Genomic DNA, 21,360 nt, shown 5'->3' on the forward strand with positions numbered 1-21,360 from the left:
CCCGTTGCTCTTGCCGCGGAATGGGCCTATTTCCGGCGCGGTGATCGGGGAAGGTGGACGATATGACCTATTGCGTCGGACTGCTCTTGGATGTCGGGCTGGTGCTCTTGTCGGATACGCGCACCAATGCAGGGCTCGACAACATCGCCACCTATCGCAAGATGTATACCTTCGAGGAGCCGGGCGAGCGCGTCATCGCGATCATGACCGCCGGATCGCTTTCGGTCACACAAACGACGCTCTCCCGCCTTCAGGATGCCATCGACATCCCCGACGGCCCGTCGATCATGACGGTCGATACGATGCTCGAAGTGGCCGAGATGGTTGGCGCCATGTTGTCGGATGTCTCGGGAAAGATTGCCGGACGCATGGGCGAGCAAGCCAGCGCGGCACGGGCTTCGATGATCCTTGCGGGGCAGCGGCGTGGTGGGGAACCGCGTCTGTTCCTGATCTATCCCGAGGGCAATTTTATCGAGGCCACCAGCGACACCCCGTTCCTGCAAATCGGTGAGCACAAATATGGCAAGCCAATCCTCGACCGTGTGGTGACGCCTGAGACGACCCTCGAAGACGCGAAGAAGGCGGTGCTCCTGTCCATGGATTCGACCCTGCGCTCAAACCTGAGCGTCGGGATGCCCCTTGACCTCTGCGTTATCCCAAGCGGGGAGCAAAGGATTTCCGAACGGGTCCGGATCGACGCTGAGGACGAGACCTTCCAGGCCATGAGCGTGGCGTGGTCGAATGCGTTGCGCCGCGGCTTTCAGGAGATTGAGATCTGAGGCGCGTTATTTTGGCCCTGCGGAGTGCCAGAACAGCCCCCGTTGTACCCAGGATGAGGTAGCAGACCTGCATCCAGGCCACGCTCCAGACCACGTTGTCGGACAGGGAAATCAGGATCAGCGAGGCGGCGATGGCTTTGCTGAGCGAATAGCCCGGCCCGTTGCCATCCATCCGTCCCGTGTGCACCAGCATACTGCCAAAAACGTAAATGACCGCACCCAGATGGCCTGCGAGCGGCGTGAGTGTTGAGCTGATATCCAGTGTGTCCTGAAATAGGCCGTCGGGAAAGAACATCGTAAGTAACTCCAACCAATGAAGTTACCCTAAAGTAAAGCCCCCGATTCGGGCTGTGAGGATAGTGTGAAACGGCGGTGAGAGGCGCTTAGCTTTGATCGGGATCAATCCAGTCGCCGGAAGCGTCTCGGCTCTTGTTGAGCCAATAGGCGATCCGCTCCTGAGTCCGGCCGACGAGCGTGAGCTGTCTCCGGCGCGGGATGCGATACAGGGCAGAGCGGGAAGTTTTGGAGCGTGGGTTCAAGCTGCGGTCGCTGTCGCGCAACGCAGCAAGATGATTCCAAAGGCGTGTTCCGTAGGCCAGTTTCAGAGCTTTCTCGGACGAAAACCCCCGATAAGCGCGGCGGTGAAGTTTGGACTCGTGCAGCACGCGGGGGGCGGCATGGTCGCTATCCCAGACCCCCGCGATCTCGATACGCTTGAAATTGTATTCTTCGGGCAGGATCGTCAGGCGCAGATCGCCGTAAAAGAGAAACTCGCGAAAGATCGTTTGATCGACCTTGGTCCCCGTCGCGTCCATTTCGCTCTGAACCGCTGTCAGGAATTCCCGAACCGCCGGACTGCGCCGGATGCCGACGACGCCGCCATTGATCTGCGGGAAGGCCGCAGGGACGGGGCGCTTGTGCAGCGCGACCGCATGATCACTGTTGCGACGAGCGATATGGCTGGCCGCGAAGTCAAACTGTTCGAGCACCTCGAACAGGTCGTCGATCGGGGCGAGCACCACGGTATCGCTGTCGAGATAGACGGTGCGCTCAAACCGCGAGCGGATCAGCGCTTCGAATTTCGGACGGTGCGTCGCGGCGCGGTCAAGACGGATGACCCGGTCAAACGGGTGGTCACCGGGCAAGCGTGCGGCATCATCGCAATAGAGATCAATGACCGCCTGAGGCGAGACCGCGCGGAGTGATCGGGCCGACTGGATCGCCCGGCCCAGATAGCGCAGGCCGGTGGCCCCATACACAAAACCGCAGGACAGGGCGGACCCGTCCTGCGGCGCATCGTGAGTCAGGTCGCTCATGCGAGGGAGGAATCAATGCCCTTGCAGGCTTCCACGAGACCTTTCACAGCGTCGACGGATTTGTCGAACATAACCTGCTCGTCCTTGTCGAGCTTGATGTCGACAACCTTCTCGATGCCCCCGGCGCCGATGATTGTCGGCACGCCCACATACATGCCCTTCAGGCCAAAGGCGCCGTCCACATAGGCCGCGCAGGGCAGAAGCCGCCGCTGGTCCTTCAGGTACGCTTCGGCCATCTCAATGGCGGAGGTGGCAGGAGCGTAGAACGCGGAACCGGTCTTCAGGAGGCCGACGATCTCTGCACCGCCGTCGCGGGTGCGCTGGACGATGGCGTCAAGACGCTCCTGCGTGGTCCAGCCCATCTTCACCAGATCGGGCAGGGGGATACCGGCCACAGTGGAGTAGCGGGCCAGCGGCACCATGGTATCGCCGTGGCCGCCCAGCACGAAGGCCGTCACGTCGCGCATGGATACCTTGAACTCTTCGGACAGGAAGTGACGGAAGCGCGCGCTGTCGAGAACGCCCGCCATACCGCAGACCTTGTTATGGGGCAGGCCGGAAAATTCGCGCAGCGCCCAGACCATGGCGTCGAGCGGGTTGGTGATGCAGATCACGAACGCGTTCGGAGCGTTGTCTCGGATGCCCTCGCCGACGGACTTCATGACCTTCAGGTTGATGCCCAACAGGTCATCGCGGCTCATGCCGGGCTTGCGCGGGACACCGGCAGTGACGATGCACACATCGGCGCCGGCGATGTCAGCGTAATCCTGAGTGCCTTTTAGCTTGGCGTCAAAGCCCTCGGACGGGCCGGATTCCGCAATGTCGAGCGCTTTGCCTTCGGGGGTGCCCTCAGAAATGTCGAACAGAACGACGTCTCCGAGTTCCTTCATGGCTGCGAGATGGGCGAGCGTGCCGCCGATCTGTCCTGCGCCGATCAGTGCGATTTTGGGTCGGGCCATTGCGTTTCTCCGCAGTTTGGTGACTTCGTTACGAGGGTTACGGGACCGCCTCCCCCATGACAAGAGCGGGGCGTCTATTGTCCGGCGCTAACCCCGGCAGAAGCGGGCATGCAGTAGGAAAGGCCGCATGATTTCAAAAACCGCCACTGGTTGGGGGCAGTATGACTGATCTTTGGACGTTCTATCTGGTGGCAATTCCTGCCGTTCTCATGGCCGGAATTTCCAAGGGGGGCTTTGGATCAGGCGCGAGCTTTGCCGGAGCGATCCTCCTCGCGCTGGTCCTCGAACCGCAAGTCGCGCTGGCCCTCATGCTGCCGCTGTTGATGCTGATGGATGTCACCGCGCTCTCTGCCTATTGGCGGCAATGGGATCCGACCGCGGCGCTTGTGCTGTGCCTCGGCGCAATCCCCGGTACGATCCTTGGATTGCTTCTTTTTCAGCGCACCGATGCTAACACTGTGCGCCTGTTCATCGGCGCGATCGCGGTGTTGTTTGTCTTTTTCGAGATGGCCCGGAGCGCCGGGCTCATTTCGGGGTCGCGGCAACTGGGATCAACTCTGATGGGCGGAATTCTCGGAATTGCGACGGGTTTTACCAGTTTCATGGCACATGCCGGCGGGCCGGCAGCCTCCGTTTATCTCTTATCGCGCAGGTTATCCAAAAGGCGCTATCAGGCCACGACGGTGTTCGTCTTCTGGGTGATCAATTTAATGAAAATTCTACCTTATTACAGCATGGGCGCTTTTGATCTGTCTATGCTCTGGATCGATATGACACTCGTTCCGGTTGCTGTTCTCGGGATTTTTATCGGCGTCCGACTTCACGACCGGATATCAGACTTGTGGTATTTCCGGCTGACCTACGCGTTGCTACTCGCAACGGGGACAAAACTCATCTTCGATGGATTGACAGCTTGATCGTCCAACCTTTTTGAAAAGCCGAAGGCCACGGAGAAACCTCCGTGGCCTTTTGCAGTCGTCTAATGGATTGTCAGATAGCGAATTCGTCGAGCGGTTTGCCCGCAGCAAGCGCGTCCTTGATCCACTGGGGCTGACGGCCCCGGCCAGACCAAGTCTGACGCGGATCTTCAGGATTGCAGTATTTCGGCGGGTTTTTCTTACCCGACTTCTTTTGAGCCGCGAGGATTTCTTCCAGCGAGAAGCCGAATTCTTTGGCAGCCTGTTCGGCAGCCATGCGCGCCTCGGCACGACGACGATCGTCAAGAGTCGCCAGCGCCTTTTCGACATCGCGCTGAAGGGCTTTCAAGTCATCCCGCGACATTTGATCGAGATTAAGATCCATTTCAGATACACCCGTTTTTTAAGAGTGGGTGTATCTGGCGCTGTTTATGGGAAATTGCAAACCCTGATTGTGGATCGGCAAAATCTGGCTGCTATTGGCTCACTCAGCGGCAATTGCTTTGGGATCTGCCAGAGTGACAATGTCGGCCATGATGCGATTGAGCTCGAAATCCTTCGGGGTATAAATCCTTGCGACTCCGGCATTTCGCAGAATTTCGGCATCAGGGTCCGGAATGATTCCACCGACAATCACCGGCAGATCCATACCTTCTTTACGCAATTGAGCCATGAGATCACGAACGAGTGAGACATGACTTCCGGAGAGAATTGAAAGACCCAGCACATGGGGATTTTCTTCGCGGGCGCGGGCGACGATCTCAGAAGGGGTCAGGCGAATCCCTTCGTAACTGATCGCCATGCCGCAATCGCGGGCGCGGGCGGCGATTTGTTCAGCGCCATTGGAATGGCCGTCTAGGCCGGGTTTACCGACCATAAAACTGAGCCGCCGACCAAGACGGGTTGAAACGGCATCCACCTCGGCGCGGATATCATCGAGGCCCTGCACGTTATTCGAGGGCGATGCGGAAACGCCGGTGGGGCCGCGATATTCACCAAAGGCAGCGCGCAGCATTTGGCCCCATTCGCCGGTGGTGACACCTGCTTTGGCCGCTTCGATCGAGGCAGGCATAATGTTGGAGCCGTCCGCGGCTGCTTGCCGCAAGGCCGCCAGCGCCTGATCGACGCGCTGGGGGTCCCGCGCCTCGCGCCAGGCGTGAAGCCGGGCGATCTGGTCCGCCTCGGCCTCCGGGTCTGCGACCATGATTGCGTCGGGGCCGGAGGTCAGGGGGGAGAGCTCACCCGTCTCATATCGGTTAACGCCAATGACAGTGGTGGCGCCGGTCTCAATCCCCTGAATGCGCTCTGCATTGGACTCGACCAGACGGGATTTCATGTACTCGATGGCGTTCACTGCGCCGCCCATGGCATCGATCTGGCGCAGTTCGGCTCGGGCGCCCTCTTTCAGCGCCTCGACCTTCCGCTCCACCGCCGGGTTGCCGTCAAACAGGTCGTCATATTCCAGCAGGTCCGTCTCGAAAGCCAAAATTTGCTGCATCCGGAGGGACCATTGCTGATCCCAGGGTCGCGGCAGACCCAGTGCTTCGTTCCACGCAGGCAGCTGTACCGCACGGGCGCGGGCGTTCTTCGACAGGGTCACCGCGAGCATTTCAAGCAGAATCCGGTAGACGTTATTCTCCGGCTGCTGCTCGGTCAGGCCAAGCGAGTTCACCTGCACTCCATAGCGGAAGCGACGGTATTTCGGGTCGTCGACGTCATAGCGCTCGCGGCAGATCTCGTCCCAGAGATCGACGAAGGCCCGCATCTTGCACATCTCGGTGACAAACCGGATGCCCGCGTTGACGAAGAAGCTGATCCGCCCGACCATCTCGGGGAAATCCTCGGGCGCCACCTTTCCCTTCAGGTCGTCGAGCACTGCCGTGGCGGTGGCCAGCGCAAAGGCCAGTTCCTGATCCGGTGTCGCGCCGGCCTCTTGCAAATGGTAGGAACACACGTTCATCGGGTTCCATTTGGGCAGGTGCTCGCGCGTGAAGGCGCCCACATCGGTAATCATCCGCAGTGAGGGCTTTGGCGCGCAGATATAGGTGCCGCGCGACAGGTATTCCTTGATGATGTCGTTCTGCACGGTGCCTTGAAGCTTGGACACGTCCGCACCTTGTTCCTCGGCAACCGCGATGTAAAGCGCGAGCAGCCACGGAGCGGTGGCGTTGATCGTCATCGAGGTGTTCATCTGCTCCAGCGGGATCTGGTCGAACAGGGCTCGCATATCGCCCAGATGCGCAACAGGGACACCAACCTTGCCCACCTCACCGCGCGCCAGTTCATGGTCGCTGTCATAGCCGGTCTGGGTCGGCAGGTCGAACGCGACGGAGAGACCCGTCTGACCCTTCGCCAGATTGCTACGATAAAGTGCGTTGGACGCAGCGGCGGTGGAGTGTCCCGCATAAGTGCGAAACAGCCAGGGACGGTCTTTCTGCGGCGTGTCGGTCATGCGGGTCCCTTCCGAAACTTTGCTCTGAGGATGGATAGCTTGAAAGAATATTGCGTGTCCAGATGCTGCGCACGCGAATTCGGTGCAACCTCTGCGGCGTTTCCTATGTGACGTCACGTCGCTCTCTGCGGCCCAAAATCAGAATATGTGGACGATTTGTGACGATATGCCGGGGCGTAAGTTATAAAATTACCGATATAAGCGGAAGAACTGTTGCAAAGTTTCGAGCGCGCAAATATCTCGGTTGCAGCATAAACGCTGCCGCGTTGCGGCGAAACTGGAGGGAAGCAGCATGGCCATGGATGCCGATACGATGACCCGGACCGAAGGCAAATCTCTCTACGAGGTAGGTGAAATTCCGCCCCTGGGCCATGTGCCGGAGAAGATGCACGCCTGGGCGATTCGGCGCGAGCGTCACGGGGAGCCGGAAGAGTCGTTCCAGCTCGAAGTCGTCGATACTCCGCGCCCCGACAGCCACGAGGTGCTGGTGCTCGTGATGGCGGCAGGCATCAACTACAATGGTGTGTGGGCCGGGCTTGGCATTCCGATCAGCCCATTCGACGTACATAAGGCGCCGTTCCATATCGCTGGGTCCGACGCCTCTGGCATCGTCTGGGCCGTAGGCGACAAGGTGAAAACCTGGAAAGTGGGCGACGAGGTCGTGATTCACTGCAATCAGGACGATGGCGACGACGAAGAGTGCAACGGCGGTGACCCGATGTTCTCGCCGACCCAGCGGATCTGGGGCTATGAGACGCCGGATGGTTCCTTTGCCCAGTTCACCTGCGTGCAGGCCCAGCAGCTCATGCCGCGGCCGAAGCATCTGACGTGGGAAGAATCGGCCTGCTACACGCTGACGCTGGCGACCGCCTACCGGATGCTGTTCGGTCATCATCCCCATGAGCTTAAGCCCGGCCAAAACGTGCTGGTTTGGGGCGCTTCTGGCGGCCTCGGCTCCTACGCGATCCAGCTGATCAACACCGCCGGTGCGAATGCAATCGCGGTGATCTCCGACGAGGATAAGCGCGACTTTGTCCTCGGGCTTGGCGCTAAGGGCGTCATCAACCGGAAGGATTTCAACTGCTGGGGCCAGTTGCCCAAGGTGAACACCGACGAATATAAGGAATGGTTCGCCGAGGTCCGCAAGTTCGGCAAGGCGATCTGGGACATCACCGGCAAGGGCGTGAATGTGGACATGGTCTTCGAGCACCCGGGCGAATCGACCTTCCCGGTCTCGACCTTTGTCTGCAAGAAAGGCGGCATGGTCGTGATCTGCGCCGGGACCACCGGATATAACCTGACCATGGACGCGCGCTATGTCTGGATGCACCAGAAGCGCATTCAGGGCAGCCACTTTGCGCACCTCAAGCAAGCCGCCTCCGCCAACAAGCTGATGGTCGAGCGCCGTCTGGACCCCTGCATGTCCGAGGTTTTCGAGTGGAAGGCGATTCCCTCCGCCCACACGAAGATGCTTCGCAACGAGCATAAGCCGGGCAACATGGCCTGCCTCGTCTCCGCCCCCAAAACCGGGCTGCGCACGATCGAGGATGCCATCGAAGCGGGCAATTCCTGACGACATCCCCCGGGGCTGGTGCGACCCGGCCCCGGGGATCCCCGAAAGCGGCTCGACCGCCTTGGGGCGCCGGTCTAGACAGGGTTTATGACCGATGCGCCTCCCCCCGTTCTCTCCGCCGATCAGGCTCGCGCAGATGATATGCTCCGGCATGTGCTGCGCGGGGCCGGGGTCGATCTCGACACCGGCGGCATCACCCCCCTGAAAGAGAGCCGCTCCGAGGTGCTCGCCGTCACGGGCAAGGCTGGCTCGGGCAAGACCCTGCTCCTTGCGATGATTTCGGACGCGCTGAAAAAGGCCGGCGTGGACATAATCTCGGGTGATTACGAGGGCCGCCGCCGTAAAGATCGCCGCACCTTCGCTATCCTCGCGCCGACGAACAAGGCGGCCAGCGTGCTGCGCAATCGTGGCGTGCCCGCGACGACCATTCACCGTATCCTCTATACCCCGGTCTATGATCCGGACTACGAGCGCATCGCCGAATGGCTGGCGGGCGAGGGCGAGCGGCCCGAGATCGACGGGATGAGCGACGAGGCGCTGGACCGCGCCCACGCATTCTATCAGACCAACAGCTCGATTCCCGGGGCGCTGGCGGCGGCGGGTCTCAGGGGCTCCGATTTCATCACCGGCTGGAAGCGGCGCGAAGAGCCGCTCGATATCGGCATGGTCGATGAAAGCTCCATGCTCGACAAACGCCAGTTCGAGGATCTGCAGGAGATCTTTCCGACCCTTATCCTGTTTGGCGACCCGGCGCAGCTCGCCCCGGTGCAGCAATCGGGCGAGATGGTCTTTGATGCGCTGCCGGAGAAGCGGATCGTCCATCTCAGCCGGATCCACCGGCAAGAGGCGGATAATCCGATCCTCGATCTCGCCCATATGCTGGCCGATCCGGACCTGACCTTCTCCGATTTCGAGGCCCGGATCCGGGAGGCTGCGGCGGGGGATGACCGGGTCGTCATGGCCGAACGGGTGGAGTCTTCGCTCATGGCGCGCTCGCCGGTTCTGGTTTGGCGTAACGCCACGCGCATCCGGCTGATCAACGCCTTTCGCGGAGCATATGGGGCGCCTGCGGATGCGCTCCTGCCGGGAGAACCGCTCATTTGCGACGGGATCGAATTGCCGTTGAAGCACCGCAAAAAGCGTATTGATTTGGAGGCGCGCGGCCTGATCAAAGGCGCGCAGGTGATCTATCTGGGCGAGGGGAAGCGTCCCGGGTTTTCGCGCCTCCACGTGGTGGGCGCGCCCGATCCGAGGGTGAATGTGGCGTCCATCGTAAAGATCGAGATGCCCGATGAGGAAGAGCCGTTCATTCCCTATGCCGCAAGAATGGGGGCGACCTTCCTGCACGGAGCTGCCTGCACGATCCATAAGGCACAGGGCTCGCAATGGCCGGAGGTGCAGGTCTTCGCGCCCGATCTCTGGGCCGCGTCGAAGGTTGGGCGGATGGAAGCCGGTCAGCCATTGTGGAAGCGGTTGGCTTATGTCGCGATCACCCGCGCTGAGACGCGGCTGCACTGGGTGATCCGCAACCGGCTGGGGCGTCCGGCTGAGGCGCTGGACACCGGCGATCTCGATGCCACTCCTGCGCCTCTGAGCCTCATCCCGGAGGAGGGCGGCGCTTAGCTCTTGAGCTGACGGAAGATCGCAGATGCACCCCAACCTGCGAAGATCGCCAGAACCAGCGACAGGATGCCATAGGTCAGGGGATTTTCCTGTGACAGGCGGTACAGAAAGCGCTCTAATCCCACCTTAGTCACATTGATCGAGATCCGTTCAGACTCGATCACCTTGCCATCCCGGGTCAGGAAAATCCGCGAAACATAGGGGCCCTCAATCAGGTTGGCGGGCAGGGCCACCGACGTGTCAAACAAGGTCGATTGACGCAGCAGGACCGTGTTTTCGTTCACCTTATAGAGCCCATCCTTTTCCTTGAGGCGGATCAGAGCTTCGGAAAAGGCGGCTGGGTCCTTGATCGTCGCGGGCGCACCAACCGACCGGATTGCACGGCGAATAGTGATCCCGTGCCGCAGGTTATCCGTCGCGCTGAGGATCTCTGTGAGCGGCTGCGAGGTGTTCACTGCATAAAAGCTGGGGGCCTTGTCGATTTCCAGCGCAGAGCGGTTCACCCAGATCGGACCGAGCCGTTCTTTTTGGCGCAGCGTGATCGGGGCCTTGGGACCCTCAACGGTAATGATGACGCCAAGATTGCCGTCAGCAATGGGCGCGTCCCGTTTGACCGCGCCGAAGATCATCAGCTCGGATCCCGCGAAGGTCGCGGAAATCGAGATGCGGTTCGTGCTGAGGCCAGCCACCAGCTCTTCGGTGGCGTAAACGGGCGCGGCGAGCAGCCAAAGCAGGGCGACGAACCAGCGCATCAGGACACGCCTCCGATGGAGAAGAACTCCTTGGGCGTGATGAGCAGATCCAATGCCAGCTTACCACAGACGGCGAGCACGATGAGGGCCAGGATGATGCGTAGCTGCTCTGCCTTCAGCTTGCTGCCGAGACGTGTTCCCACCTGCGCGCCCACCACGCCGCCAAGGATCAAAATGATGGCCAGCAGCATGTCCACGGTCTGGTTTGTGATCGCATGCATCAGCGTCGTAAAGGCGGTGACGAAGATGATCTGAAAGAGCGAAGTTCCAACAACGACCTTTGTCGGCATTCCCAGGAGGTAGATCATTGCGGGCAGCATGATAAAGCCCCCACCCACGCCCATGATCGCCGCCAGCACCCCGACCGCGACCCCAACGAGGAGGGGCGGCACGACCGAGATATATAGGCCGGATGTACGGAACTTGATCTTCAAGGGGAGTGCGTGGATCCAGTTATGCTTGCGTCTGGTGGGCAGCACGCCGCTCTTGGCACGACGCATGGCCCGGAGGCTCTCGATGAACATCATGCCACCGATGGTGCCGAGGAACACCACGTAGCAGAGTTGCACCAGCAGATCGACCTGGCCGAGGCTGCGCAGCAGATTGAACACCCACACACCAAGATAGGAACCTACAAGGCCACCCGCCAGAAGGACCCAGCCCATTCGGAAATCCACAGTCTTTCGTCGGATATGGGTGAGGACGGCGGAAAAGGACGAGGCCACAATCTGGTTGGCCGAGGTGGCCACCGCCACGGCGGGAGGGATGCCGACGAAGAAGAGGAGCGGCGTGATCAGGAACCCGCCACCGACCCCGAACATGCCCGATAAGATCCCCACCAGCGCGCCGATCCCCATGAGGAGAAACAGGTTGATCGAGACTTCGGCGATGGGCAGGTAGATCTGCAGCACAGGGTCTCTTGTGCCTCCTAGGGGCTTGGCTGGCGCGCTCCGCTCAGAAAGAGGGCAGGGCCGCGCGCAGGATCGTCTCTATCTTGGCAGCGCCGAGCGGCGCCATGTCCTTGGTGTGGTCGTGGCTGATGTTTTCATCCGAAAGACCGGCGGCCATGTTGGTAATTGCCGAGATCGCTGCGACGCGCAGTCCGAAAAACCGGGCGAGGATGACCTCTGGCACAGTGGACATGCCGACGGCGTCAGCGCCCAGTGTTCGGATCGCGCGGATCTCGGCAGGGGTCTCGAAGGACGGGCCGGAATACCAGGCGTAGACGCCCTGATGCAGCTCGGTCCCTGAGGACGCTGCCGCCGCCGCGAGGCCGCGTTGCAGGTCCGCGTCATAGGCACCACCCATCGGGACAAAGCGCGCATCCGTCCGTTCGCCGATCAACGGGTTCAGTCCCGAGAAATTGATGTGGTCGGTCAGTAGCATCGCCGATCCGGGGGTCATCTCTGGCACGAGAGATCCTGCGGCATTGGTCAGGATCAGCGTCCCGGCTCCAAGCGCTTTCAGCACCTCCAGGGGCAAGCGCATGGCGGAGGGGTCGCCCTTTTCGTAGTAATGCGCCCGGCCTCGAAAGACCGCGACCCGGCGACCTTCAAACTGACCGATGGTCAGCGCGGCCTTGTGCCCGGAGACCCCCGGCTGGGGGAATCCCGGCAGTTGCGCGTAGTCGATGGAAACCCCGTCTATCGCATCCGCGAGGCCGGACAGGCCCGAGCCCAGCACCAGTCCGATCTCTACATCCTCGCCGCCCGCGCGGTCGCGGATGAAGCGGGCCAGATCGGCAGCGTCACGCTCGGACATCTCAGCGCTCCTTTACATAGGGTTCGCCACCGGCGCGCGGCGGGATGGCCCGACCCACAAAACCCGCGAGGATGACCACGGTGAGAATATATGGTAGGGCCAGAACAAAGGCATTGGGAATTTCGAAAATCCCCAGATCAAGGGTCGAATAGCGGTTAGAGATGGCTTGCAACAGGCCAAAAAGCAGGCAGGCGAAGAGCGCGTACCACGGCCGCCACTTGGCGAAGATCAGGGCTGCCAGCGCGATAAAGCCCCGGCCTGCCGTCATATCCTTGGTAAATCCTGCGGCGAGGCCGGTGGACAGATACGCCCCCGCGAGGCCGCAGAGGATGCCGCAGATCAGCACGGCCGAGTAGCGCAGCCGGGTCACCGAGATCCCCGCCGTATCCACCGCGCCAGGGTTCTCGCCGACCGCCCGGAGACGCAGGCCGAACCGGGTGCGGAACAGCACGTACCACGTGGCCGGTACCGCCAGCAGCGCCACATAGACGAGGATCGTATGGCCCGAGAGCGCCTCGGAATAGAGTGGCCCCAGAATGGGGACGCCCGAGAGCGCGTCGGCAAAGGGCAGGTCGATGCTGCTGAACCGCGCATCGCCGCTGAGCGAAGGGGTGCGGGAACCCTGCGAGAACCAGTCCTGCGCGATGAGCACTGTCATGCCCGCCGCGAGAAAGTTGATCGCCACGCCAGAGATAAGCTGATCGCCCCGGAAGGTAATCGAGGCCAGCCCATGGATCATTGCGAAGACCACCGAAGCCGCCACACCCGCGAGGAGGCCGATCCAGACCGAACCAGTAATCGCGGCTACGGCAGCGGAAAAGAACGCGGCGACCAGCATCTTTCCCTCGAGGCCGATGTCGAACACGCCAGACCGTTCGCTATAGAGCCCCGCGAGACAGGCCAGAAGCAGCGGCGTGCCGAGGCGGATCGAGCTGTCGAGGATCTGGATGATATCTGCGTAACTCATTCTGCGGGCACTCCGCTTGTGCTGCGCTTGCGCCGCGCAAAGAGGCTCTCCAGCGGGCGGCGGATCATGCCGTCCAGAGCCCCGGTGAACAGGATCACGAGGGCCTGAATGACCACAACCATCTCGCGCGGCACGGAGGTCTCGAATTCCAGCTCTGCGCCGCCCTGATAGAGCGCGCCGAACAGGATTGCTGCCAGAAGTACTCCCACCGGGTGCGAGCGCCCCATGAGCGCCACGGCGATGCCGACAAAGCCCGCACCAAGCACGTTATCCTGAATGAGCCGTTGCTGTTCCCCCATCACCGCGTTGATCGCCATCAGACCGGCCAAGGCGCCGGAGATCAGCATCGTGATCATGGTGATCTTCAGCGGCGAGATCCCGGCATAGCGGGCGGCGGGTTCGGACTGGCCAAAGGCCCGGATTTCATAGCCCAGCCGGCTGCGCCACAGCAGCATCCACACCCCCCAGGCACAGACCAGCGCGACAAGGAACGCGACGTTCAGCGGCGTGCGGGCAAAGGGGATGCCGATCACCGCCAGCACATCGCGGGCCGAGGGCAGATGCGCGCCTTCGGGGAAGCGGGCGGTTTCCGGCGCCATGGAGCCGGGCACTTTCAGGATGCCCACCAGCAGATAGACCAGCAGCGCCGAGGCGATGAAGTTGAACATGATCGTGGTGATCACGATGTGGCTGCCGCGCTTGGCTTGCAGATAGGCCGGGATCGCCGCCCAGGCAGCCCCGAATAGCGCACCGCCGAGAATGGCGAAGGGCAGGGCGATGATCCAGTGCGGCCAGGGCAGGGCGAGGCAGACCAGCGCCACCCCCAGCGCGCCGAGCTGCGCCTGACCCTCGCCGCCGATATTGAACAGTCGCGCGTGAAAAGCGATCGCGACGGCGAGGCCCGTGAAAATGAAGTTCGTCGCGTAGAACAGGGTGTAACCCCAGCCATAGGTGGAGCCCACGGCCCCACGCACCATGACGCTGAGCGCATTGAACGGATCTTCGCCGATCAGGGCCACGACAAAGCCCGAGACGATCAGCGCGAGGGCGAGATTGATCAGCGGGATCAGGGCCACATCGACCCATTTCGGCAGTTTGTCCATCAGACGACCTTCCCTGCGACATGGGCCAGATTGGCCTCGATTTCCGCGACAGAATGCTCCCGGTCCGTATCGGTGATCCCCGCCATCAGCAGGCCAAGCTCGCGCTCGTTCGTCTCGGAGGGCAGCCGTTCGCCCATAATCCGCCCGTCGAACATGACGGCGATGCGGTCAGACAGCGACATGATTTCGTCAAGCTCCACCGAGACCAAGAGTACCGCTTTGCCCTGATCGCGGAGGGCCACAATCTGTTCGTGAATGAACTCGATCGCGCCGATATCGACGCCGCGTGTGGGCTGGCCGACGAGCAACAGGTCAGGCTCCCGCTCCAGCTCCCGGGCGATGACGATTTTCTGCTGGTTGCCGCCGGAAAAGCTTTTGGCCTCCAGCCAGCAATTGGCGGGGCGGACGTCAAATTTCGCAATCTTCGCCTCAGCATCCTGACGGATCGCGCGATTGTCCATCAGCGGGCCGGAATTGTACTCAGGGGCGTGGTGATAGCCGAAAGCCACGTTCTCCCAAGCATGGAAATTCAAGATCAGACCCTCATGGTGGCGGTCCTCGGGTACGTGCCCAATGCCCCGGGCGCGGCGGGTGCGCGCGTCGGATTTCGTGCCGGTCAGGTCAATAGGTTCGCCATTGATCCGTACCTCGCCGGTGGCGTCCTGCATCCCGCCCAGCACCTGCAACAACTCTGACTGACCGTTGCCCGCAACGCCGGCAATCCCGAGGATTTCTCCCCGCCGGACTTGCAGGGATATACCGCGCAGACGTTCAACCTTGTCACTGTCCACGACGCGGAGGTTTTTCACGTCGGCCACCACTTCGCCCGGCTTGCTCGGCGTTTTATCGACACGCAGCAGGACCTTACGTCCCACCATCAGCTCGGCCAGTTCCTCGGGGGAGGTGTCAGCGGTATTCACGGTCGCCGTCATTTCGCCCCGCCGCATGACTGAGATCGTGTCGGTGACCTCCATGATCTCGCGCAACTTATGGGTGATGAGGATCACCGTCTTCCCCTCACGCTTCAGCCCTTCGAGGATGCGGAACAGGTGGTCCGCCTCCGAGGGCGTCAGCACTCCGGTGGGTTCGTCGAGGATCAGGATTTCGGCACGCCGGTAGAGCGCCTTGAGGATCTCCACGCGCTGCTGCATGCCCACACCCAGATCTTCGATCTTGGCATCCGGATCCACATGCAGCTCGTATTCCTCGGAGAGTTCTTTCAGCAATGTGCGGGCACGGGCGAGGGACTGGCGCAAGAACGCGCCCTCTTCGGCGCCCAGAACGATATTCTCAAGAACGGTGAAATTCTGAACCAGCTTGAAGTGCTGGAAGACCATGCCGATGCCCGCGCGGATTGCAGCCTGACTGTCGGCAATCTCAGTCTTGTCCCCGCGAATATAAATTTGGCCCCGGTCGGCTTTGTAAAAGCCGTAGAGAATCGACATCAGGGTGGATTTGCCCGCGCCATTTTCGCCGATGATGCCGTGAATTGTGCCGGGCATGACCCGCAGGTCGATGTCCTTATTGGCGTGAACGGGTCCAAAGGATTTGGAAATACCTTTGAGTTCAATGGCTGGGGCGGTCATGGCACCTCCGCAAAGAATGACCCCGCCCGGATCGGGGCGGGGTCGGATTGTCTCAGAAGGTCAGCGACGGGCAGCTGTCATCCGTGGTGTAGTCGTGCACCACCAGTTCGCCGGACTGAATCTTCATCATCGCCTCGTCGATGGCGGCCTTCATCTCGTCGGTCACCAGATCCGCATTATGCTCGTCCATGGCGACGCCGACGCCTTCGCTTTCGAGGTTCTTCACCACCACGCCGGTCTGAAGATTGCCATCGGCGGCGGCCTGGAAAGCGTCGTAGACCGCGTTGTCCACCCGCTTGACCATGGAGGTCAGGACTGAGCCCGGATGCAGGTAGTTCTGGTTCGAGTCGACGCCGATCGACAGGATTTCCTCGTCAGCGGCGGTTTGCAGAACGCCCACGCCCGTGCCACCAGCGGCGGCAAAGACCACGTCAGCGCCCTGGCTGATCTGGCTGCGGGTCAGCTCACCGCCCTTGACCGGATCGTTCCATGCGGCGGGGGTGGTGCCGGTCATGTTGGCAATGACGGTCACGTCGGGGTTCGCGGCCTTGGCGCCTTCGGCATAGCCACAGGCAAATTTGCGGATCAGGGGCACGTCCATCCCGCCCACAAAGGAGACGGTGTTCGACTCTGAGGCCATCGCCGCCATCATGCCGACGAGATAGGAGCCCTCATGCTCCGAGAAGACCACCGACTGCACGTTCGGCTGGTCCACCACCATGTCCACGATCACAAAGTTCGTCTCGGGGTAGTCCGGGGCGACTTTCTCCAGCGTCGAGGCGTTGGCAAAGCCCAGCACCACGACCGGGTTCGCGCCCCGCTCGGCCATGCGACGCATGGTCTGCTCGCGCTGCGCCTCGGAGGCCAGCTCGGTTTCCAGATACTTGCCGCCGGTCTCTTCGACCCAGCGCTGGGCACCATTATAGGCGCTCTCGTTGAAGGACTTGTCGAATTTGCCGCCCAGGTCGATGATCAGACCGGGTTCAGCCATCGCAGCGCCGGCCATCAGCCCAAGCGTGGCGGTGGCGGTCAGAAACGATTTCATGACGCTCATTCTACGGGGTCTCCCAATTGGTTGGGCCAGAATCGGCCAGCGCACGGATAAGCTCCGCGTTCCATCCGACGATAAGGCCGGAGCCCGGGCAGGGGGTCAAGGGGATCCGGCGGTTTTTCGAAGGGTCATGCAGGCAGAGGGCGTCTCAAAACCAGCGCATCAACGGGAGGTTGCACATCGGTATAGTAGCCCTTGCGTAAGCCGCATTGGATATACTCTGCGGCGTAGTACAATGCTCGGGCCGGGACGTTGGTTTCAGCAACTTCCAGGAACGACACGGTCGCCCCGTTGGCATGGGCGCGGCGATGATAGGCGTCGAGCAATTCCCGCCCGATGCCTTTTCCCTGATGATCCGGGTCCACAGCGATGGTCAGGAGTTCCGCCTCATCCAGTACGACACGACCCATTGCAAAGCTGCGGCCTGCGGTCAGGCAGAGGATCCCAGGCGCCGCGCGGAGGCTGGCAATCTCCGCCTCGGACCAAGGTTTCGGCACGCGCATCGCCCGCGCATGAATTGCGGCAAGCTCGGCGTTGCTGAGGGCCTCCGGCGTCATGCCACGGGGGGTGCTGGTTTCGCCGGTGCGGCGTCGGGTGCGCGGATGTAAAGGGGTCTCGGTCGGCTCACAGCCTCTCCGCGTCCATCGCGCGCGATCTGCGCAATGGCGACGGCGAGGGGCAGGGCGGGTTCGGCGACGGTACCGCCACACAACTCGGCGAGTCGTTCAGCCTCGTGGCCAATGCAAAGCGCTTCCCAAGGCAGGTCGGGCAGGGCGTCCAGAGCGCACAACTCAGGTCCGCTGGGCAGACCCAGATAGAGCTTGCCGCCGCGCGCGTCGATCGAGGGCAATACAGTCGCCTCATGCCCCTCGCGCAGAGCGTCGAGAGTGGAGACGCCAACGGACCGGATGCCCAGCCCAAGCGCCAGTCCGCGCGCCGTTGCCACGGAAATGCGGATGCCGGTGAAATTACCGGGGCCGACACCCGTCGTAATCAGCGCCAGATCAGACCAGTCGAGACCGGCCTCATCCAGAAGCTCAGCCAGCAGCGGCAACAGACGTTCGGCCTGCCCAAGGGCCATCTCTTCGTGGCGGTGTGCCAAGACTCGGTCGCCCTGAACGAGAGCGGCCGCGCAATGCGCGGCCGACGTGTCAAATGCGAGGACGGGGCCCTGCTCAGGCAACGGGGCGCACCTCGACCACCTCTGGAATATAGTGACGCAGCAGGTTCTCGATGCCCATCTTCAGCGTCAGCGTCGAAGAAGGGCAGCCGGAGCACGCGCCCTGCATTTGCAGATAGACGACACCCTTGTCGAAGCCGTAAAAAGTGATGTCACCGCCGTCCTGTGCCACTGCGGGTCGGACGCGGGTGTCAAGCAGTTCCTTGATTTGCGTAACAATTTCGCCGTCCGGGCCATCCTGATCCGCGTGACCGCCAGCCGCCTCGGCGCCCGCGCCCATGACCGGTTGGCCTGACTGGAAGTGCTCCATGATCGCGCCGAGCAGAGAGGGTTTGATATGGTCCCAATCCACAGCATCCGCCTTTGTAACCGTCACGAAGTCGCTGCCAAAAAATACGCCCGTCGTACCCTCGATCCCGAACAGACGCTGAGCCAGCGGCGAGGTTTGCGCAGCGTCGGCGTTTGGGAAGTCGGCTGTCCCGGTCTCCAGCACCGTTTGACCGGGCAGGAATTTCAGCGTGGCCGGGTTGGGTGTGGACTCGGTCTGGATGAACATGGGGACGCTCCTGTGGCTTCCGCTTGGATATGCGGATGGAGGCGGGCGCTGTCAAGGTTTGGAATGGTTCTAAACTAGCCCGAGCTGCCGCAGTCCAAGCAATACAACCAGCAGGATCGGCTGATGTGCGAGATAGATGAGGAGGGAGTGCCGACCGGCCCTGGCCAGCAGGTCCGTCGCCGGGGCGGTTCGCGGCATCTGTAAATACCGGGCGACTGCAATTCCGACGAGCATCGGGGCGAACCACGGAAAGATCGGCTCATAATCCATGGAGGGTGGCGTATTTGGCGACAGGCCCAGCGGGTAGAGCAACGGGTGGGCGAAGATCTCGCTGGTCAGGACGATTGGTGCGATGAGAACGGCCACCGCTGAAACGAGAGTGACAGCCGGATGCAGGCGCAGAAATGGCAGCGCCAGCACAGAGAAGAGCGCGATGGCGTGCAGGATTCCGAACCATATCGGGTAGGGCATGGTGAGGGATGTGGCGACGGTCACCCCCAGCGCCGCCGCTGCCAGGATCGCGAGGCGTCGCAGGTAGGACCGCCAGCGCAGACCGCCCCGGGCCGCGAGGCTGAGCGACACGCCAGCAAGCGCAATGAAGCTGCCCGCAATCGCGATGGCAAAACTCCGCCAGAATGTCCCGTGGGAGACATTCCAGTCAACGAGCCCAAGGAGTGCGAGGTCGAAGCTGAAGTGATACACGACCATCGCACCGAGGGCGATACCGCGCGCGTGGTCGATCCATGCGACCCGCGTGGCAGCTTCGGCAGTCATGTCAGGTGATGGCCTCCAGCCGGTCCTTCGAGAGATTGCCGGGCACGATCGTGAGCGGAACCGGCAAACCGCCAGCGGCTTTCGAAAGTTGTGTGACGAGCGGGCCGGGACCGGCCTTGTCTTCGCCCGCGCCAAGCACGAGCACGCCGATTTCCTTATCTTCTCGAATCTGGGCCAAAAGCTGCGGCACAGCTTCACCCTCGCGGATCACCAGCGTCGGATCGATATTCTGACGGTCGCGCATCCATTTCGCAAAGACCTCGAAATGGGCTTCGATCCGTTCCCGCGCTTCTTCCTTCATCAGCGATCCAACACCGAGCCAGTGATTGAAATCATCGGGAGGAATGATCGACAGAATCGTCACGCCCGAAGAGGTTTTCGCCGCACGCATCGCGGCATAACGCATGGCGTTCAGACATTCGCGGCTGTCATCGAGCACGACCAGAAACTTGCGCATCCCCTGTCCCTCCTCAAGAGGGTACGATGGGCGATCCCGATCCCCCTGTCTAGCGCAAAGGCGAGGTGCCCAGCGTCTCGACCCAATTCGGAACGGTCTCTGACGCAGGGCCGTAGACCCCGTCATCGAAGGCGCCGCCTGACGGTTCGAGATTGATCTCCAGCGTCGGAATGCCGAGCGTCCGCGCCATGTCCACATAGCCGGCTGCCGGGTAAACGGTGCCGCTGGTGCCGATGGCCACGAACAGAGATGCTGTGGCGAGCCAGGTCTCGATCTGATCCAACCCATAGGGGATCTCGCCAAACCAGACCACATCGGGCCGGACAGCAAGGGCACCGCAGGTGGGGCAGGCGTCGTCAGCAGAGGTCTCCAACGGCGCGTCCCATCGTACGTCGCAGTTCGCGCATTTTACCCGGTCGAGTTGCCCATGCATGTGCAGAACGCTGCTCGCGCCCGCCGCCTCCAGCAGAGAGTCCACATTCTGGGTGATCAGCCGTGCCACGCCCCGCTTTTCCAGATTGGCCAGTGCGTAATGCGCCGGGTTCGGAGTCGCCGCCGCTGCGTTCCGCCGTCTGACATTATAGAACTCGTGCACCCGTGCAGGATTGCGCGCATAGCCTTCGGGTGTGGCAACTTCGGTGAGGTCATATTTCGACCAGATGCCACCCGTGTCGCGAAAGGTGCCGAGACCGCTTTCTGCGGACAGTCCCGCGCCGGTGAGGATGAAGATCATCTGCCGCTCCGGTTTAAGTCCTGTGCAGACTGGAAGAGAGTGGCGTGCAGCGCTAGGCTGATTTCATGGCTTATCGCATTCTTGTCGTCTGTCTCGGAAATATCTGTCGCTCTCCCACTGCTGAGGTGGTTCTGCGGGACCGTGCGCGTGCGGCCGGTCTGGACGTTGAGGTCGATTCGGCCGGGACCAGCGGATGGCATCTGGGAGAGCCGCCGCACCGGCCGATGATCGCAACCGCCCGGCAGAGCGGATACGATCTGTCGCCGCTGCGGGCGCGGCAGGTCTCGGAACAAGATTTTTTCGCCTTCGACCTTATCCTCGTCGCCGACCGGAACAACCTCAGGGACGTCGAGCTCCGCAGGCCGGCGGGGAATAACACGCCGGTGCGTCTTTTGGCTGACGATGCGGATGTGCCGGATCCCTATTATACCGGTGACTACATCGGAGCTCTTCAGATAATCGAAGAGGCGGCAGACAAGCTGATCGCTCAGCTGCAATAGCTCTGCGCGGCGCTGCCGAATTTCTTGTATTTTTTCCAGAAAACCTCGTGGCGGCGGTTATCCGACTGCCGGACTTCCTGAGCCTTGTGAGGATCTTTGAAGAACGTCGCAGCGAGTTTCTGATCTTTGCGCGACAGCGTGGCGTCCGCCACTTGCTGAATACAGTCGCACAGCCGCGGCGATGCGCTGCCGCGCTCGGATTTCTCGCAGGCGCGTTCAATCGTCCCTGCATGTGCCGCGCCGGTCGTCAGCATCAGCACGGCTGCAATTCCAAACAGTTTTTTCATGGTGTTTTGCCTCGTTATGTACTGCTCGTGTCTT

23 protein-coding genes and 1 pseudogene are annotated in these 21,360 nt (G+C 61.7%); 5 read left to right on the forward strand and 19 right to left on the reverse strand.

Annotated elements, in window-relative coordinates; genetic code table 11:
• The first annotated feature begins 62 nt into the window (after positions 1–62).
• On the forward strand, positions 63–779 hold the full coding sequence (locus FEV53_RS08585; RefSeq protein ID WP_142834408.1) for a proteasome-type protease: 717 nt from the start codon (positions 63–65) through the stop codon (positions 777–779).
• A gap of 28 nt (positions 780–807) precedes the next feature.
• Here the strand turns inward: FEV53_RS08585 and FEV53_RS22100 are convergent.
• The 3 genes and pseudogenes from FEV53_RS22100 to mdh all read right to left on the reverse strand — a co-directional run.
• Positions 808–1,074 (reverse strand): annotated as a pseudogene (locus FEV53_RS22100) (CBU_0592 family membrane protein); the annotation flags it as partial.
• Between the two features lie 88 nt (positions 1,075–1,162).
• A complete protein-coding gene (locus FEV53_RS08590; protein ID WP_142834409.1) occupies positions 1,163–2,095 on the reverse strand; it encodes a putative nucleotide-diphospho-sugar transferase in 933 nt (310 codons plus the stop codon).
• On the reverse strand, positions 2,092–3,054 hold the full coding sequence (mdh, locus tag FEV53_RS08595) for a malate dehydrogenase (RefSeq protein WP_142834410.1): 963 nt from the start codon (positions 3,052–3,054) through the stop codon (positions 2,092–2,094). The genes FEV53_RS08590 and mdh overlap by 4 nt, the downstream gene beginning before the upstream one ends.
• A 161-nt stretch (positions 3,055–3,215) precedes the next feature.
• Between mdh and FEV53_RS08600 the strand changes: the two genes are divergently transcribed.
• Entirely contained in the window at positions 3,216–3,971 is a 756-nt protein-coding gene (locus tag FEV53_RS08600; RefSeq protein ID WP_142834411.1) for a sulfite exporter TauE/SafE family protein, read from the forward strand.
• 73 nt (positions 3,972–4,044) lie between these two features.
• On the opposite strand, the gene FEV53_RS08605 is transcribed toward FEV53_RS08600, so the two are convergent.
• Together FEV53_RS08605 and FEV53_RS08610 are read right to left on the reverse strand one after the other, a co-directional pair.
• A complete protein-coding gene (locus FEV53_RS08605; protein WP_142834412.1) occupies positions 4,045–4,356 on the reverse strand; it encodes an H-NS histone family protein in 312 nt (103 codons plus the stop codon).
• Positions 4,357–4,455: 99 nt separating this feature from the next.
• On the reverse strand, positions 4,456–6,423 hold the full coding sequence (locus tag FEV53_RS08610; protein WP_142834413.1) for a methylmalonyl-CoA mutase family protein: 1,968 nt from the start codon (positions 6,421–6,423) through the stop codon (positions 4,456–4,458).
• 292 nt (positions 6,424–6,715) lie between these two features.
• Here FEV53_RS08610 and ccrA point away from each other — a divergent pair, with 292 nt between their 5' ends.
• Positions 6,716–7,996 carry a crotonyl-CoA carboxylase/reductase gene (ccrA, locus tag FEV53_RS08615; protein ID WP_142834414.1) on the forward strand — a complete coding sequence of 427 codons (1,281 nt, stop codon included), beginning with the start codon at positions 6,716–6,718 and terminating at the stop codon, positions 7,994–7,996.
• Between the two features lie 87 nt (positions 7,997–8,083).
• Positions 8,084–9,619, forward strand: a complete 1,536-nt coding sequence (locus FEV53_RS08620; protein ID WP_142834415.1) for an ATP-dependent DNA helicase — start codon at positions 8,084–8,086, stop codon at positions 9,617–9,619.
• On the opposite strand, the gene FEV53_RS08625 is transcribed toward FEV53_RS08620, so the two are convergent.
• From FEV53_RS08625 to FEV53_RS08685, 13 genes are all read right to left on the reverse strand, one after another.
• The gene (locus tag FEV53_RS08625) at positions 9,616–10,371 is read right to left on the reverse strand and encodes a TIGR02186 family protein (protein WP_142834416.1); all 756 of its coding nucleotides are present in this window, start codon (positions 10,369–10,371) and stop codon (positions 9,616–9,618) included. The genes FEV53_RS08620 and FEV53_RS08625 overlap by 4 nt on opposite strands.
• A complete protein-coding gene (locus FEV53_RS08630) occupies positions 10,371–11,279 on the reverse strand; it encodes a sulfite exporter TauE/SafE family protein (RefSeq protein ID WP_142834476.1) in 909 nt (302 codons plus the stop codon). The genes FEV53_RS08625 and FEV53_RS08630 overlap by 1 nt, the downstream gene beginning before the upstream one ends.
• A 46-nt stretch (positions 11,280–11,325) precedes the next feature.
• Positions 11,326–12,132: a purine-nucleoside phosphorylase gene (locus FEV53_RS08635; RefSeq protein WP_142834417.1), complete on the reverse strand. Its 807-nt coding sequence runs from the start codon at positions 12,130–12,132 to the stop codon at positions 11,326–11,328.
• A 1-nt stretch (position 12,133) separates the two neighbouring features.
• On the reverse strand, positions 12,134–13,099 hold the full coding sequence (locus FEV53_RS08640) for an ABC transporter permease (protein ID WP_142834418.1): 966 nt from the start codon (positions 13,097–13,099) through the stop codon (positions 12,134–12,136).
• Positions 13,096–14,202 carry an ABC transporter permease gene (locus tag FEV53_RS08645; protein ID WP_142834419.1) on the reverse strand — a complete coding sequence of 369 codons (1,107 nt, stop codon included), beginning with the start codon at positions 14,200–14,202 and terminating at the stop codon, positions 13,096–13,098. The genes FEV53_RS08640 and FEV53_RS08645 overlap by 4 nt, the downstream gene beginning before the upstream one ends.
• Entirely contained in the window at positions 14,202–15,788 is a 1,587-nt protein-coding gene (locus FEV53_RS08650) for an ABC transporter ATP-binding protein (protein ID WP_142834420.1), read from the reverse strand. The genes FEV53_RS08645 and FEV53_RS08650 overlap by 1 nt, the downstream gene beginning before the upstream one ends.
• A 52-nt stretch (positions 15,789–15,840) precedes the next feature.
• Complete coding sequence (locus FEV53_RS08655; RefSeq protein WP_142834421.1) at positions 15,841–16,842, reverse strand: BMP family lipoprotein; 1,002 nt, start codon at positions 16,840–16,842, stop codon at positions 15,841–15,843.
• Between the two features lie 125 nt (positions 16,843–16,967).
• Positions 16,968–17,396: a GNAT family N-acetyltransferase gene (locus FEV53_RS08660; protein WP_142834422.1), complete on the reverse strand. Its 429-nt coding sequence runs from the start codon at positions 17,394–17,396 to the stop codon at positions 16,968–16,970.
• Complete coding sequence (gene tsaB / locus FEV53_RS08665; RefSeq protein ID WP_142834423.1) at positions 17,393–18,022, reverse strand: tRNA (adenosine(37)-N6)-threonylcarbamoyltransferase complex dimerization subunit type 1 TsaB; 630 nt, start codon at positions 18,020–18,022, stop codon at positions 17,393–17,395. Before tsaB ends, FEV53_RS08660 begins: the two co-directional genes overlap by 4 nt.
• A complete protein-coding gene (locus FEV53_RS08670) occupies positions 18,015–18,575 on the reverse strand; it encodes a NifU family protein (RefSeq protein ID WP_142834424.1) in 561 nt (186 codons plus the stop codon). Before FEV53_RS08670 ends, tsaB begins: the two co-directional genes overlap by 8 nt.
• Before the next feature lie 69 nt (positions 18,576–18,644).
• Complete coding sequence (locus tag FEV53_RS08675) at positions 18,645–19,349, reverse strand: heparan-alpha-glucosaminide N-acetyltransferase (RefSeq protein WP_142834425.1); 705 nt, start codon at positions 19,347–19,349, stop codon at positions 18,645–18,647.
• 1 nt (position 19,350) lies between these two features.
• The gene (locus tag FEV53_RS08680) at positions 19,351–19,806 is read right to left on the reverse strand and encodes a universal stress protein (RefSeq protein WP_142834426.1); all 456 of its coding nucleotides are present in this window, start codon (positions 19,804–19,806) and stop codon (positions 19,351–19,353) included.
• A 49-nt stretch (positions 19,807–19,855) separates the two neighbouring features.
• The gene (locus FEV53_RS08685; protein WP_142834427.1) at positions 19,856–20,539 is read right to left on the reverse strand and encodes an NAD-dependent deacylase; all 684 of its coding nucleotides are present in this window, start codon (positions 20,537–20,539) and stop codon (positions 19,856–19,858) included.
• Between the two features lie 65 nt (positions 20,540–20,604).
• Between FEV53_RS08685 and FEV53_RS08690 the strand changes: the two genes are divergently transcribed.
• Complete coding sequence (locus tag FEV53_RS08690) at positions 20,605–21,039, forward strand: low molecular weight protein-tyrosine-phosphatase (protein ID WP_142834428.1); 435 nt, start codon at positions 20,605–20,607, stop codon at positions 21,037–21,039.
• Here the strand turns inward: FEV53_RS08690 and FEV53_RS08695 are convergent.
• Positions 21,027–21,326 (reverse strand): hypothetical protein, encoded by a 300-nt coding sequence (locus FEV53_RS08695; RefSeq protein WP_142834429.1) that lies wholly within the window; start codon positions 21,324–21,326, stop codon positions 21,027–21,029. The two genes, FEV53_RS08690 and FEV53_RS08695, sit on opposite strands and share 13 nt — an antisense overlap.
• Positions 21,327–21,360: the final 34 nt, after the last annotated feature.

This window comes from Palleronia caenipelagi, from assembly GCF_007004065.1.
GTDB lineage: Bacteria > Pseudomonadota > Alphaproteobacteria > Rhodobacterales > Rhodobacteraceae > Palleronia > Palleronia caenipelagi.